Origin of the sequence: Caballeronia sp. LZ043 (assembly GCF_031451075.1) — a bacterium.
In the GTDB taxonomy this organism is placed as follows: Bacteria; Pseudomonadota; Gammaproteobacteria; order Burkholderiales; family Burkholderiaceae; genus Caballeronia.
Window position 1 is genome coordinate 1544883 of record NZ_JARUXT010000001.1, and the last position, 13555, is coordinate 1558437.

Annotated in this window: 11 protein-coding genes; 4 read left to right on the plus strand and 7 right to left on the minus strand. The window is 65.7% G+C overall.

Annotated elements, in window-relative coordinates; all coding sequences use genetic code 11:
- The first annotated feature begins 37 nt into the window (after positions 1-37).
- Positions 38-1522: an esterase-like activity of phytase family protein gene (locus QCE64_RS06985; protein ID WP_310003196.1), complete on the plus strand. Its 1485-nt coding sequence runs from the start codon at positions 38-40 to the stop codon at positions 1520-1522.
- 51 nt (positions 1523-1573) lie between these two features.
- On the opposite strand, the gene QCE64_RS06990 is transcribed toward QCE64_RS06985, so the two are convergent.
- The 3 genes from QCE64_RS06990 to QCE64_RS07000 form a co-directional block, all read right to left on the minus strand.
- On the minus strand, positions 1574-2236 hold the full coding sequence (locus tag QCE64_RS06990) for a response regulator transcription factor (protein WP_309916223.1): 663 nt from the start codon (positions 2234-2236) through the stop codon (positions 1574-1576).
- A 166-nt stretch (positions 2237-2402) separates the two neighbouring features.
- Complete coding sequence (locus tag QCE64_RS06995) at positions 2403-3788, minus strand: ATP-binding protein (protein ID WP_310003198.1); 1386 nt, start codon at positions 3786-3788, stop codon at positions 2403-2405.
- Positions 3785-4447: a response regulator gene (locus QCE64_RS07000; RefSeq protein WP_309916229.1), complete on the minus strand. Its 663-nt coding sequence runs from the start codon at positions 4445-4447 to the stop codon at positions 3785-3787. Before QCE64_RS07000 ends, QCE64_RS06995 begins: the two co-directional genes overlap by 4 nt.
- A gap of 240 nt (positions 4448-4687) precedes the next feature.
- Here QCE64_RS07000 and QCE64_RS07005 point away from each other — a divergent pair, with 240 nt between their 5' ends.
- Positions 4688-5347, plus strand: coding sequence for a hypothetical protein (locus QCE64_RS07005; protein WP_309916231.1), 660 nt, complete (start codon positions 4688-4690; stop codon positions 5345-5347).
- A gap of 30 nt (positions 5348-5377) precedes the next feature.
- On the opposite strand, the gene QCE64_RS07010 is transcribed toward QCE64_RS07005, so the two are convergent.
- The gene (locus tag QCE64_RS07010) at positions 5378-7603 is read right to left on the minus strand and encodes a TonB-dependent siderophore receptor (RefSeq protein WP_309916234.1); all 2226 of its coding nucleotides are present in this window, start codon (positions 7601-7603) and stop codon (positions 5378-5380) included.
- A gap of 397 nt (positions 7604-8000) precedes the next feature.
- Positions 8001-8363, minus strand: coding sequence for a hypothetical protein (locus QCE64_RS07015; protein ID WP_309916237.1), 363 nt, complete (start codon positions 8361-8363; stop codon positions 8001-8003).
- A 284-nt stretch (positions 8364-8647) separates the two neighbouring features.
- Between QCE64_RS07015 and QCE64_RS07020 the strand changes: the two genes are divergently transcribed.
- Together QCE64_RS07020 and QCE64_RS07025 are read left to right on the plus strand one after the other, a co-directional pair.
- Positions 8648-9403 (plus strand): hypothetical protein, encoded by a 756-nt coding sequence (locus tag QCE64_RS07020; protein ID WP_310003200.1) that lies wholly within the window; start codon positions 8648-8650, stop codon positions 9401-9403.
- A 320-nt stretch (positions 9404-9723) separates the two neighbouring features.
- A complete protein-coding gene (locus QCE64_RS07025) occupies positions 9724-12111 on the plus strand; it encodes a phosphocholine-specific phospholipase C (RefSeq protein WP_310003202.1) in 2388 nt (795 codons plus the stop codon).
- 44 nt (positions 12112-12155) lie between these two features.
- Here the strand turns inward: QCE64_RS07025 and QCE64_RS07030 are convergent, their stop codons facing one another.
- Both QCE64_RS07030 and QCE64_RS07035 read right to left on the minus strand, forming a co-directional pair.
- Positions 12156-12329: a hypothetical protein gene (locus tag QCE64_RS07030; RefSeq protein WP_309930085.1), complete on the minus strand. Its 174-nt coding sequence runs from the start codon at positions 12327-12329 to the stop codon at positions 12156-12158.
- Positions 12322-13530 (minus strand): PepSY-associated TM helix domain-containing protein, encoded by a 1209-nt coding sequence (locus QCE64_RS07035; RefSeq protein WP_310003204.1) that lies wholly within the window; start codon positions 13528-13530, stop codon positions 12322-12324. Before QCE64_RS07035 ends, QCE64_RS07030 begins: the two co-directional genes overlap by 8 nt.
- Between the last annotated feature and the right edge of the window lie 25 nt (positions 13531-13555).

Sequence of the window (13555 nt, forward strand, 5' to 3'; positions counted from 1 at the left end):
TTTTCATAAGAACGACACCAGAAAAGGAGTGCATGGGATGGTCAACAACAAGACGTGCGTGGCACTGGCAGTGACGTTGGCGCTGGCCGCATGCGGCGGCGACGATTCATCGGCGGACGACAGCCCGGCCGCCCAGGCTAAACAGGCGACACAGCTCTACACCCAGAACATCGCGCCCTATACGAACTGGGGCAACGTGCCGATCGTCGGCACCGGCTACGGCTCCGCACTGACGCCCGCGCCCAATCAGCCGGGCTACTTCTACGGCATGACCGATCGCGGTCCCAACGTCACCGCACCCGACGGCAGCAACAAGATAGAGCCTGACGCAGCGTTCCAGCCGGCCATCGCGCTGTTCCAGCTGGCGGGCGGCAAGGCGAGCGTGGCGAAGGTCATCGGCCTGTCGCTGGCCGACGGCACGCCGATGAACGGCCGGGTGAATCCGGAAGCGAGCACCGCCGAGACCATCTACGACATGAACGGCAACGTGCTGCCGACGAGCAACGCCGGCCTCGATCCGGAAGGGCTCGTCGCGATGGCCGACGGCACCTTCTGGGTATCGGACGAATATGGGCCGTACATCGTCCACTTCGATGCCAGCGGCAAGGAACTCCTCCGCCTCAATCCCTATTCCAAGGCAAGCACCGGCAACGATCTGGCGCTGCCCGGCGAGCTCAGGAAGCGCAAGCCCAACAAGGGCATGGAAGGACTGACGCTCAGCGCCGACGGCAAGTATCTCGTCGGCATCATGCAGTCGCCGCTGGACAAGAACGGCGTGGCGGCGGTTGCCTCGGGCAAGGCCGCGATCACGCGGGTCGTGAAGGTGTCGCTCGCGGATCCGGTCAACGATGTGCACGAATACCTGTATGCCCTGCATACGAATGGCACGGGCAACCCCGAAGGCCAGGCCGTCAGCGAGATCACGGCGCTGCCGGACGGCACCTTCATCGTGGACGAACGCGACGGCAATTTCGAAGGCACCGTCGACGGCACGGCAAGCGGCAAGGCGCGCGCCGACAAGAACCTGTGGAAGCTCGATCTGAGCCGGGCCACGGACGTCGGTCCGAAATCGCCGCTGATCGGCACCACGATCGCGGGCGGTGCGGTGAGCTACGATCCGGCCAGCGGGCTCGAAGTGGGCGGCAAGACCATCGAGGACCTGGCCGGCACCGCCGATGCCCCGGCCGCCGTGCAGGCGCTGGGCGCGGCGGGGATCACGGTCGGCACGGAGTCGCTGTTCCTCAACTATGCGGCGCTCTTCACCACCATCGATCCGAAGGGCATGTACTTCGGTCACGACAAGGTCGAGGGTATCGCGGTCGATCCTGCCGATCCGACCAAGATCTATATCTCGAACGATTCGGACTTCGGCATCACCGACGAACCCGCGACGGTACCGATGGCCACGGCCGCGAATCCGTTCCCGCCGAGCGAGAAGTTCCTGCCCGACGGAAAGACGCAGGATTTCGGCGAGATCGTCATGATCGATCTGACGAAGGTGCCGGCGAAGTACAAGCAGTAAGCCGCGAGGGTAATAGAAGAAGAAGGCGCCGTGCGAGTTGCGGCGCCTGCATCACGCTGGCCGCGACACCATCCAGCCCACGCCGCGCACGTTCCTGATGACCTCGGCGCCCAGCTTCTTGCGGACCGTGTGAATCAGGAACTCGACGGCATTGCTCTCGACTTCGTCGGTCCAGCCGTAGATATGGTCTTCCAGATCGGCGCGTGACAGCACGGCGCCGGGCTGCATCAGCAGCGCCTGCAGCAACGCGAATTCGCGGCCGGACAGGCGCGTCGCCGCCGCGTCCGAGCGGGCTTCACGAGTAGCCGGGTTCAAGGTCAGCACGCCGTTCGTCAACAGCGCCGCAGAGTGCGCGCCGAGGCGACGCATGAGTGCGTGCAGGCGTGCGTCGAGTTCCAGCATGTCGAACGGCTTGCTGACACAGTCATCCGCGCCTTCGTTCAGCGCGCGTATCCGCCCGGCGACCGCGCCCCGCGCCGTCAACGCGATCACGGGCACATGGCCGCCCGCGCGTCTCACCTTGCGCAGCACGGCCAGCCCGCCCGGGCCAGATCGTTCCGCATCGAGCAGAACGGCGTCGTAGACGTGCGTCGAAAGGGACAGCAAAGCCGTCTTGTCGTCATGAACCAGATCCACGACATAGCCGTAATCCTTCAGCGCGTGGTGCACGGGCTCGGCGCCACTGTGCCCGTCTTCGACCAGCAGGACTCTCATGTGCCGCTCCCGTGCGGCCCTGGCGAATGCAGGCCGCGGGCAGAGCGGGAAGGTGCGCGCTTCATCTGAACACTCGTCGACCGGACAAGGCCACGAGCCTAGTGCGCGCATGCTTATGAAATGCTTAGCAGGCAGATGCGCCGAGGGATGGCGACGGAAGCAGCGGTCACTCGGCCGCGTGCGCGGCAGGTCTGGGCTTGAGGTCGAGCGGCGCATCGGCGAGTTCGCGCAGCCCCTGCACCGATACGGACAGCCCCGTCACGTCGCTGCGATTCGCGACGACCAGCGTTGCATGATGACGCCGCGCCACGCGTGACGCGATGGCGAGCCCAAGCCCGCTGCCATGCCCTGCCGTCCCTGAAATCCGGTAGAAGCGGTCGCACACGCGCGCGATCTCGTCGGCCGGGATGCCGCTGCCGGTATCGAGCACGGTCAGCGCGAGCCCCCGGGGTTCGCGCCGCAGGATCACGTCGACACGCCCGCCCGCCGGCGTATGGCGCACCGCGTTGTCCAGCAGATTGTTCAGCAGGACGCCCAGCGCGTGGACATCGCCGTGGATCATGAACTCGTCCCGCTCGCCGCGCGCCTGATCGACTTCGAGCCCGAGATCCAGCGACTTCGCCTCCGCCAGCAGCGAATAGTCGCCCACGCGTTCCTCGCACAGGTTGCGCAGGCTCATCGGCGCCATGGCGGCTTCGCGGGCCGCATCCTCGCGCGCCATGCTGAGCAGTTGCTGGGCGAGATGGATGACACGATTCAGGCGCCCTTCGATCTTCTGCCGGGTCACGGGGTCGACCTGCATCGATCCGTCGCTCGTCGCGCCCTGGATCTGGAGCTTGAGCGCGGTCATCGGCGTGCGCAGTTCGTGGGCCGCGTCGGCGATGAACGCGCGCTGCGCTTCCGACGCCTCGTCCACGCGCCCGAGCAGATCGTTCAATGCCTGCACGAGCGGATGCAGTTCGACGGGCATCGGCTTGTCGAAGCGGATCGGGTCGAGCGACTCGGGCGAGCGTGCCGCCAGCGCCCGCGACACCGCACCGACCGGCGACAGCCCGCGCGCCACGACGAACAGCACGATGCCGATCAGCACCGGGATCAGCACGGCCAGCGGCATCAGCGTGCGTGACGCGAGCCGGGCCGCGAGTTCCTCGCGCACGCTCGAAGGCTGCGCCACCTGGATGAAGCGGTTGCGCTCGGCGTGGCCGAAGGCGCGCCAGCGAATGCCCTCGCGCTCCGCTGAACGAAAGCCGTCGCCCAGGAACGGCAGCTCGGGTTCGTTCGGCGAGTGATAGACGAGCCTGCCCGAGCCGTCCCAGATGTCGATCACGAGCCGGTCGTCCGCGATGCCGCGCAACTCCGGCGCGCGTCCGTGCGCACCGGGCGTGTCATCGACGTTGCTCGGCATCGACAGCGCGATCGTGCGCAATTCGTAGTCGAAGAGTTCGCCCGCCTCCAGCTGCGCCAGGCTGAAAATGCCATAGCCCGCGATGGCGCAGGCCGCGCCGAGACCGCAGATCAGCCAGCCGAGCAGCCAGCGCCGGATCGATGTCATCCGAGCCCCTTCAGACGATAGCCCACGCCGCGTACCGTCACGATCTCGTCCGCGCCGATCTTGCGCCGCAGGCTGTGCACATGGACCTCGATGGCATTGCTGCCGACTTCCTCGCCCCAGCCGTACAGCTTTTCTTCGAGTTCGCGGCGCTTGAAGACCCGCTTCGGCTCCTCGATCAGGGACTGAAGGAGCGCGAACTCGCGCGGCACCAGGTTGAGCGGCACGCCGCCTTTTGCGGCCTCGTGCGCGGCAGGATCGAGCGTCAGTTCGCCGTGCGAGAAAACCGGATGCTTCTGCCCGGTCCGCCGCCGCAACAGCGCGCGGATGCGTGCGGCGAGTTCGGCGAGATCGAAGGGCTTGAGCAGATAGTCGTCCGCGCCGGCGTCGAGGCCGCGGATTCGTTCGTCCACGGCCTCGCGCGCCGTGATAATCAGCACCGGCGCGTTGCCGCCCCGGCTCCGATACGTATTGAGGACATCGATGCCGTCGCGGCGCGGCAGCGACAGGTCGAGCAGCACGAGATCGTAGACGTCGTTGGCGAGCGACAACTCGGCTTCCCGGCCGTCCTGAGCCCAGTCCACCGTGTAGTTGTCGCGGCGCAGCGCGGCGGCCACGGACTCTCCGATCATTTCGTCGTCTTCCACCAGAAGCAAGCGCACGTTGCCCTCCCCAGCCAATTCGCCGTGCCGACCCTGGCACGACCCGGAAGCTTAGCTGCCCGATATCCGCGATGGTAAGGGGGTGAGTGCTCTTTCTTCGGCGCAGTGGCGCCTTAAGCGTCCCATAAGCACCGCGTCCGCACAATGCGCCATTTTGGGTCCGAGGGCCGACATGACGGGCGCGCATCGCTCGCAGCACCATTCAATGCTTGTGGCCGATGTCGCCACGGGAGCGCCGGCATGAAGACCGCGCGTGTCAAACCGCTCGACATCGGGGCCGACGGCATCGCGTGGCGGCACTACGATCTGACGCAGGCCGATACCCTGGCGCAAGCGCCACCCGCCCCTGGCGAGCTCTACGTGTGGCTCGTCTCCACCGACTTTCCTTTCGCGTCCGCGTTGAACATCGGCCAGTGGCTGACCATCGCGGAACGCAGACGCGCGCGCATGCATCCCCGCGCGTCGATCGGACGACGCTTCAGCATCGCGCGCGCGACGCTGCGCCTGTCGCTGTCACACATGCTTGCCTGTGCGCCCGAGGAAGTCGCGCTGACAGAAGGGCCGTTCGAGCGCGTCGCGGTCGCGGGCCATGACGTGCCGCTGGGTGTGGATGTGGCCTACGCGGGCATCTGGATCGCCATCGTGATCGCGGCGTGCGAAGTGGGCGTGGGCCTGACGGTCGCGCCCGTGGCGGACGACGCGTCGCGCGGCGGCAGGGCCTGGGCCGAGGCCGCCGGAATCGCACGCGCGCGGCTCGGGCAGGCGAGCGCTGCGATGTCCCACGATCACGCCCTCACCCTGCCCATGCCCGGCGGCTTCCGGGGCGTTGCCCTGACGCGTGAACCCATCACGCGGGTCAGCACGTTCGGGTTCAGCCGGACGGTCATGCTCGAGGGGTGATCGCGCGCGGCGATCCCCCTTCCCTCCCGCTTACTGATAGAAGTTGACCGTGACCACGGCCGAGCGGCCCGGCGCCCATGTCGCGTAGATCGGATAGGCGGTCGAGAAGTACTTGCGGTCGAAGATGTTGTTTACGTTCAACTGCACGTCCACCGCTTTCGACACGTGATACGTCGCGACCGCATCGATGCGCGCATACCCCGGCGTCCACTTGCGCACCGTCGGCGAGACCGACGCATAGGTCTTGCTCGCGATGGTCGCGCCCGCGCCGATCTTCAGCTTCGGCAGCACGTCATAGAACGACCACAGCGCGACGTTGTGCTTCGGGACCATGACCATCGGCAGGCCGGATGAGGCCGCGCTGGCCGCGCCGGCATCGACGGTGATCGCGTCGAGATACGAATAGCCGCCGAACACGCTCCACTTGCCCGTGATGTTCCCCGCCGTGCCCACTTCCACGCCGCGCACGCGCTGATGCCCGGCGTTGATCAGGCCGCCCAGGCCGTCGCTCACGCGTGCGTTGGTCTTGTCGGTCTGGAACAGCGCGAGGTTCATCGAGAGCCGGTCGAGCACGTCCCACTTCGCGCCCACTTCGATGTTGCGGCTGCGCTCCGGCGAAAGATCCTGGTTGGTCGCGGTGATCTGGTCGGTGCCGCCGCCGAGGCCCGAGTTCGCGCCCGGCGGGTTCGCCGACGTGCCGTACGACGTGTACAGGCTCACCGAGGGCAGTGGCTTGTAGACGAGGCCCAGCTGATAGCTGAACAGGTTCGAATCGTTCGTCAGGTCTTTCGCGCCCTGCTGCGTCGCCGTGACGTCGAAGCGGTCGAAGCGCACGCCCGCATTGAAGAGCCACTGGTCAGTGATCTTCACGCTGTCGAACAGGTACGCCGATGCCGTGTTGGTCTGCGTATGCGTCGCCGCGCCGGGGAAGCCCTTGTCGCCGTTCAGCAGGATGCTGCCGAGCCACGGGTTGTCGGGATTCCATGCGTTGATCGGCGTGCAGTTGAACGGCACGTTGCACGGCGTGTTCGAACGGATGTTGTTGCCCGCGCTGTCCGCCACGAGATAGCCCTCGTACAGGCTGCGCTCGTGACTGAATTCGACACCGCCCGTCATCGTGTGCTGCATGCCGAGCAGCGTCGCCTTGCCCGTCAGTTCGGTCTGGTTGGTGATGCTGTTGGTCGCGTACTTGCCGCTCTTAGCCTGCAGGCCGAGGATGTTCGAGGTCGCGTTCAGCAACTGCGGATTGGTGGCGACGTAATCGAGCGTCGAGCGGCCGAACATCGTCGTGTTGCGCAGCTTCAGGTCGTTGTTGAAGCGATGCTCGACGCGCACTTCGCCCGTATCGGTCTGGCCGTAGCGGTAGTCGCGATCGTTGAAGCCGTAGAACTGGCTGCGGTCGCTGTTGATCGGCGTGCCGCCGGTCGAACGGAACGGCACGCTGAAGTCCGGCATGTCGTACGAGTTCAGATGGTAGTAGCTGACCGTGACCGTCGTCGGACTGTTCAGGCCGAACGCCACCGAAGGCGCCACGCCCCAGCGCTTGCTGTACACGTTGTTGCGGCCCGCCTGATTGGCGTCGTAGCCCATTGCGTTAAAGCGGAATGCGTTGCCGTCGCCGAATGTGTGGTTGGCATCCAGCGTGAGACGCTTGTAGGCGTCCGTGCCGATGCCGAGTCCCGCGTTGATGAAGTCCTCGTTCTTCGGCATCTTCGTTTCGATGTCGATGGAACCGCCGACCGAGCCGCGTCCCGCATACACCGAATCCGGACCCTTGATGACCGTGATGTTCTCGATGTCGAAAGTCTCGCGGTTCTGCACGCCCGAGTCGCGGATGCCGTCGACAAAAATCGAATTGCGCGATTCGAAGCCGCGGATCACCGGCCGGTCCGCCGACGGATTCGCCGCCGCATCGCCGCCGAGGAAGGTGATGCCCGGCACGGTCTTGAGGGCGTCGGCGAAGGTCGTCGCGTTGGTCTCGCGGATCAGTTCCTGCGGAATGACGGTGATGGAACGCGGCGTGTCGAGCAGAGGCGCGGTGAACTTGTACGACGGCAGCGCCTTCGTCTGCATGTCGGACTGCACGGCACTGGCGTTCACCCTGACGGCGGGCAGCGTAGCGGAGGTCGATGACGCGGGTTCGGGGGCGTCCGGCGCGGCCTGCGCGAGGGCGTGGGAAGGCAACGCGAAACTGGCGCAATAAAGCGCACCGACGGACGCGAGCAAACGCGTCCGCGTCTTGAGCAGAGCGGGCATGGTGTCTGTGTGTGAAGGATTGAAGCCTCACATTGCGTGAGGCGCACTGACGCGAACGAAGCCGCGATACACCTGGTTAATGCGAATGTTTCGCATTAACTATCGGCGCGAAGTGTAATGTTTGTTAACCGAGGAGTAAACGGGTCTTTAAAAAGATTTCTCCGCCCGTTGTGCGGCAAGGCTGCCCACGCAACACTGAAAGCTGCGGCTAAGTGTTCGTAAGAATTTTCGTGGGATAATGGGAATGATTCTTATTAGGCTCAAACTTTGCATGGACCTCGTCTCGCCCCGGAATCGACGCGGCGCACGACGAAAAAAACCCGGCATGCGCCGGGTTGAAAAGACAGTCCGGTAAGGACTGCCCGCGTGGACGGGGAACCTGGGTGCTTCACAAGACTCAGGAATGAATGACGACGTTATCCGCCCGCTTTTCTGTTCCGCTCGCTTCCCTGTGGAGTTGCACGAGCCATCCTGAGCGGCACGCTTTGCTGACGCAAAAGCGGCTATTGACGCCATCGCGCTGCCAGACCACCTGCCCGCTGTCGCGCGCGTCTTCGAACGCCGTGCGCGCACGGTGCCTGACGAAGCGCCAGAGCATGCCCGACAGGCACAGGATGACGCTCCGGGTGGCGATGGCCGCCATCCATCCAGGATGTCCGACGCACGCCAGCACGATCAGCGCGCCGCTCTCGGTGACTACCACCGACATCGCGAAGAGGACGAGATTCGCTCGAATGGCGCCGGGCTGAGGCAGGCTCATCTGAAGCTTCCGGAATGACGCAACCTTGGTTGCATGAACGCGTGAACGCATGAACACCGAGTCACCGACAAGCTTGAGGTTGCCGTCCTTAAGGGAAGCTTAGCCATGCGCATTGAAGCGAAAAAACGCATGCATGAAACCGATCTGAAATGCGGCTTGAAGGAAGGTGTCAAGCGACGGGATTGACGAGACCGCACGCGACCCTAAGCCTTTCATAAGCGATCGCTCACTAAGCTCTCCGCTCCTCCATGAACGACACATCCCTGTCCCTGAGCGGAGCACTCATGCAAAAACACCCTGCGGTCACGGCCAAGGTCCCCGAGGTCACCTTCGGCTTCTGGCTCATCAAGATTGCCGCGACGACGCTCGGCGAAACCGCCGGCGATGCCGTCTCCATGTCCATGAAACTCGGCTACCTGCTGGGCACGTGCATCTTCGCCGCGGTGTTCATCGTCGCCCTCAGCGCGCAGATCAGGGCGCGCCGCTTTCATCCCGCGCTCTACTGGTTCACGATCGTCGCGACGACGACCGTCGGCACCACGCTCGCGGACTTCGCCGATCGCTCGCTCGGCATCGGTTACGCCGGCGGCAGTGCATTGCTGCTGACGCTGCTCATGCTCTCGCTCGCGGTCTGGTATCGCGCGACGGGATCGGTATCGATCGCGACCGTGTCATCGCCGCGCGCCGAGATGTTCTACTGGGTGACCATCATGTTCTCGCAGACGCTCGGCACCGCGCTCGGCGACTGGACCGCCGATGACGCCGGCCTCGGCTACACCGGCGCCGCGCTGATCTTCGGCGCATTGCTCGTGGTCATTGCCATTGCCTTCTACGCGACGCGCGTGTCGCGCACGTTCCTGTTCTGGAGCGCGTTCATCCTGACGCGGCCATTGGGTGCAGTCCTCGGCGACTTCCTCGACAAACCCGTGGCCCAGGGCGGACTCGAACTGAACCGTTATGGCGCGTCCCTCGCCCTGATGGGCTTCATGCTCGTCTGCGCGTTCACCTTCAAGCAGCGTCCCGCGCGCGCCATGCATTGAACGGGACGACGCCGAATCCCGTTATCGACACCATTCCGTCATCCTTGTCCCCTATATTCCTCAGTCACCCGGAGCTGACAGTCACCGTACTGACGGTTACGGGCATGCTTTACGTGCAACACGACGTCCTTGGGCTTCCACGAGCGGGGTCTCGGCAGGCAGTCTCCTTCCCGGGCGACATCGAGCATGGAGCGCGGCCGGCTCACGCTGCCTGGCCGTGACAAGCCATGCCGGTGCGCCGGGCGGACAGGCTGCGGTGAACGCTATCGAAGGTTTCGACGCTCATTGCCTCCAGCCAAACGAGAAGGAGCACTTCCCCCGTGAACTCCCGCCGCAAGTTTCTCCAGAGCACGGCCACGGCCGGCCTGTCAGCCGCCGCGCTCAGCGTGTTTCCCCCCAGCATTCGCCGCGCGCTCGCGATACCCGCGCATCACGAGAGCGGCACGATCAAGGACGTCAAGCACGTCGTGATACTGATGATGGAAAACCGCGCGTTCGATCATTACTTCGGCACCTATAAAGGCGTGCGCGGTTATGGCGATCGCTTCACGATCCCGCTGCCGAACGGCCGCAACGTATGGCAGCAGCTCGACGCGAGCGGCAACGTCGACCTGCCCTACCATCTCGACGAAACGCGCGGCAATGCCCAACGCGTCACCGGCACGCCGCACAGCTGGGTCGACACGCAAGCCGCGTGGGACGGCGGCCGGATGGCGGCCTGGCCGGTGTCGAAGAAGAACCAGACGATGGGCTATTTCGACACGGCCGAGATCCCCTTCCAGCGCGCGCTCGCCGAAGCCTTCACGATCTGCGACGACTACCACTGCGCGTTCCTCGGCGGCACGCATCCGAACCGGATGTTCCACTCCACCGGCACGAATGGCCCGGCCTACGGCAAGACCTTCGTGAACAACTTCACCGGCGACTACACCGTGGCGTCGTCGGCCTCGGCGTACTTCGACTGGAAGACCACCGCCGAGCGTCTCGAAGAAGCCGGCGTGAGCTGGAAGGTGTACCAGAACATCATCAACACCTACGGCTGCAACCCGCTGCTGGGCTTCAGGAAGTTCCGCCAGGCCAACGAGGCGCTGCCGGCGGCGCGCCAGGTCAACACGTCCCTCACCCAGGCTGCCGAGCCGGTCTACAACCCGGCCGATGCCGCGGCCCAGCCGCTCATCAAGGGCTATGCGAACACGCTGCCGACCACGGACGCCGATCCGAACACGAACGGCACCTTCGTCGAAGCCTTCGCCGACGACGTGAAGAACGGCCGTCTGCCGGAGGTGTCGTGGGTCGTGCCGACCGACGTCTACTCCGAGCACCCCGGCCCGTCGAGCCCGGTGCAGGGTGCGTGGTTCGTGCAGCAATTCCTCGACGCGCTGACCGCCGTGCCCGAGGTGTGGAGCAAGACCGTGCTGCTCGTCAACTTCGACGAGAACGATGGCTTCTTCGATCACGTCCCGCCCGCGGCGGTGCCGTCGCCGAATGGTGACGGCAGCTATGCCGGCAAGACCACGCTCTCGGGCAGCGAGCTGGGCGTCGAGTACTTCACGCATCCCTACGTCACGCGCGCCGACACCGGCGCCGCGCCCGACAGCCAGCCCGCCGCACCGGACGGCAAGCCGTATGGTCCGGGTCCGCGCGTGCCGCTGTGGGTCATCTCGCCGTGGAGCCGCGGCGGCTGGGTCAACTCACAGACCTTCGACCATACCTCGGTGCTGCGCTTCCTCGAGGCGCGCTTCGGCATCAAGGAAAGCAACATCTCGTCGTATCGACGGCTGATCAACGGCGACCTCACGACCGCCTTCAATTTCGCGACGCCGAACAGCGAGCCGCTGCCGACGCTCGCCGGCGAAAAGAGCAAGGCCGACGCCGATGCACTGCGCGCCACGCAACAGGCGCTCGGGCAGATCGTGCCGGACGCCGCTCGCGGCATGCCGGCGCAGGCGAACGGCTTTCGTCCGTCGCGCGCGCTGCCGTACGAGCTGCATGCGAGCGCGCACGTCGATGCATCCAGCGGCGGCGTCAAGCTGCTGTTCGCCAACACGGGCCGCCAGGGCGCCGTGTTCCACGTGTACGACAAGCTGCATCTGGACCGCCTGCCGAAGCGCTACGCCGTCGAACCCGGCAGGACGCTGGACGACCTCTGGACCCCGGCCTCCGGCGACCTCGGCAAGTACGATCTCTGGGTACTGGGTCCGAATGGCTGGCATCGCGAATTCAAGGGCGATCTGTCTGCGCTGAAGGGACATCGGAGCAGCAACCTGGAGATTCGCGTGGGTTATGGCACGCTGACCGGCAACCTGCATCTGCAACTGCGCAACGACGGCGCGGGACTGGCCCAGTTCACGGTGAAGTCCAACCGGGTGTATGGCGCGCTGCAGGCGTTTCCGGGCCTGCCGCTGCCGGGCTTCGGACGCGGCCCGTCGGGCTTCGACGGCTTCGCGGCCGACGGCTTCGGCGCCTGGCCCGCACCCGCGCCGTTCCCGCGCACCGACAGCCTCGGCCCCGGCCACACGTGGACGGTCAGCACGGGCGGCCTGCTGCCGGTGGCGCTGTTCTGGAATCTTGCGCAAACCGGCTTCTGGTATGACTTCGAGATCACCAGCAGCACGGACCGCAGCTTCTATCGACGTATCGCGGGGCGCATGGAGACCGGCCGTCATTCGGTCTCCGATCCGGCGATGGGCATGACCGACGCGTTCTGATGATGACGCGAGGCGCCGGGTTGCGGCCCGGAGCCTCGCTGACCTCATCGAGGCCGCCGCCTCAGCCCAACCGCCAGCACGACCGCCACCGGAACCGCCAGCGTCAGCCAGGCGAGCGCGTGCCATACGCCCGTGCCAAGCAGCGCCGACAACAGGCCGAACAGCGTCAGGGCTGCAAGCAGCAGCGGTATCGTCCAGATCTTGCGGGCGTCATTCATGTCGCACGTCCGGGATGGCAGGCGCAGATTCCCTGCAGGAAGGACGCTCGTGCACGGCGATCAGATGCTTCAGCCGCTGATCCCGCGTCTTGCGCCGCGCAATCCACAGATACAGGCCGCTGACGAGCACCGCGATGGTGAGCGCATCGAACAGCGTCCAGAGCATCTTCAAAGGCAGCCCGCCGTAGTCGCCGAAGTGCAGCGGCCGCGACACTTCGAGCGCGCGCAGATACCAGGGCATCGGCGGCATCGGCGTGAGCGCGCCGGAACGGGCATCGACGAGCACCGGCACGAACAGCTTCGACGTCAGGTGACGCGTGCCATGGCCCCACACCAGATAGTGATGCGGCGTGCCATACGGATTGCCCGGAAACATGACGCTCGTGAAAACCGTGTCCGGCGTCGCGCGACGCGCCGTGTCGAGCGCTTCCTGCACGGGCCGCAGTTCCGCTTGCATCGGCGGCCGCGCGCCGCGCCAGGGTGCGAGCGCCGCTTCGACATCGGTGCGCTGCCAGAGGGCAAAGAGCGGCGTGGTCAGTTCGTTCATCACGCCCGTCGCCCCGACGACGAGCATCCACGCGAACCCCGCAATGCCCAGCAGGTTATGCCAGTCCAGCCACTTGAGGCGCGCGTTGCGGTCGCGCCGTATCGTGCCGAATGCGAGCTTGCGCATGAACGGCGCATACAGCACGACGCCCGATACGAGCGCGATCACGAACAGCACGGCCATCGCTCCCAGAAAAAGCTCGCCGGGCAGTTCCATGAACAGGTCGCGATGCAGGGACAGCATCAGGCCCATGAAGCGCGTAGGCTGCTGGCCCTCCGGCTTCGACACCTCCAGCACCGCCGCCGTGCGTGCATCGAAGCAGATGAAGTGCGCGACGTCCCGGTCGCGCGTCAATGCGTCGAACGACGGGGCCATCCAGACGTAGACCTGCGGTTCGTCGTCGTCGATGAACACGTTGGTCACCACCTCCTTCGGGAACAGCCGCTCGCCGATGCCGACAAGCCGGTCCAGCGTGGCGCGAGGCGCGTCGGCGGGCAGCGCGGCATAGGTGTGCGGCTCGAGCCAGGCGTCGATCTCGTCGGAGAACACCAGCGGCAAGCCGGTCAGGCAGATCAGCAACAGAAACGCCGTGCAGACGAGACTCGTCCAGGTATGAACGAGATACCACGTGCGTACGCTGGATCGCCGGGTCATGACAGGGAAACCTGATGTGGGGCGC

Excerpts from the sequence above, each read along its gene's own strand:
- QCE64_RS06985 (WP_310003196.1), top strand. The coding sequence starts at position 38 with ATGGTCAACAACAAGACGTGCGTGGCACTGGCAGTGACGTTGGCGCTG.
- QCE64_RS06990 (WP_309916223.1), bottom strand. The coding sequence starts at position 2,236 with ATGAGAGTCCTGCTGGTCGAAGACGGGCACAGTGGCGCCGAGCCCGTG.
- QCE64_RS06995 (WP_310003198.1), bottom strand. The coding sequence starts at position 3,788 with ATGACATCGATCCGGCGCTGGCTGCTCGGCTGGCTGATCTGCGGTCTC.
- QCE64_RS07005 (WP_309916231.1), top strand. The coding sequence starts at position 4,688 with ATGAAGACCGCGCGTGTCAAACCGCTCGACATCGGGGCCGACGGCATC.
- QCE64_RS07010 (WP_309916234.1), bottom strand. The coding sequence starts at position 7,603 with ATGCCCGCTCTGCTCAAGACGCGGACGCGTTTGCTCGCGTCCGTCGGT.
- QCE64_RS07015 (WP_309916237.1), bottom strand. The coding sequence starts at position 8,363 with ATGAGCCTGCCTCAGCCCGGCGCCATTCGAGCGAATCTCGTCCTCTTC.
- QCE64_RS07020 (WP_310003200.1), top strand. The coding sequence starts at position 8,648 with ATGCAAAAACACCCTGCGGTCACGGCCAAGGTCCCCGAGGTCACCTTC.
- QCE64_RS07030 (WP_309930085.1), bottom strand. The coding sequence starts at position 12,329 with ATGAATGACGCCCGCAAGATCTGGACGATACCGCTGCTGCTTGCAGCC.
- QCE64_RS07035 (WP_310003204.1), bottom strand. The coding sequence starts at position 13,530 with ATGACCCGGCGATCCAGCGTACGCACGTGGTATCTCGTTCATACCTGG.